This window comes from Mesorhizobium sp. M7A.F.Ca.MR.362.00.0.0, from assembly GCF_004023175.1.
Classification (GTDB): domain Bacteria; phylum Pseudomonadota; class Alphaproteobacteria; order Rhizobiales; family Rhizobiaceae; genus Mesorhizobium.
The window spans coordinates 1-548 of the sequence record NZ_RZTF01000895.1 but is presented as its reverse complement, the minus strand read 5'-3'; the positions used below and the strand labels follow the sequence as shown (position 1 = coordinate 548).

The window sequence follows — 548 nt, the reverse complement described above, 5'->3', positions numbered from 1 at the left end:
CCGGAGGTGTAGATGATGTAGGCGAGATGGCGCGCGGTCAGGCCGAGCGCGCGCGGGTCGGGATCGCAGGCGGGCAGCTCGGCCCAGGCCGGGGTGACCGTCTCCAGATCGACCACACTGACATCGGCCAGCGCCTCGGCGCCGAGCGCGGCGCGGCCGGCCGCGTCGCAAAGCAGCAGCCGCGGCGCGGCATCGTCGACAACCTGCCGCAGCCGCGCGCAGGGATAGGCCGGGTCCAGCGGCAGATAGGCGCCGCCGGCCTTGAGGATCGCCAAAAGCCCGACCACCATCGCCGGGCTGCGCTCCAGGCAGATCGCCACCGGCTGATCCGGCCTGACCCCGAGCCCGATCAGATGATGCGCCAGCCGGTTGGCCCGCGCATTGAGCTCGCCATAGCTCAACCGCTCGTCCTCGAAGACCAGCGCCACCGCCTCCGGCGCCTTTTGCACCTGCTGCTCGAACAGTTCATGGATGCACCGCTCCGACGGATAGGCCGCCGCCGTCCGGTTCAGCTCCTCCAGCAGATACGCACGCTCCGCAGCCGGCAG

The 548-nt window shown here is 71.2% G+C and carries 1 protein-coding gene; it reads right to left on the bottom strand.

Features of this window, described 5'->3' with window-relative positions; all coding sequences use genetic code 11:
• On the bottom strand, nt 1-548 hold a 548-nt coding region (locus EOC06_RS38385), incomplete at both ends, for an AMP-binding protein (RefSeq protein ID WP_164899057.1).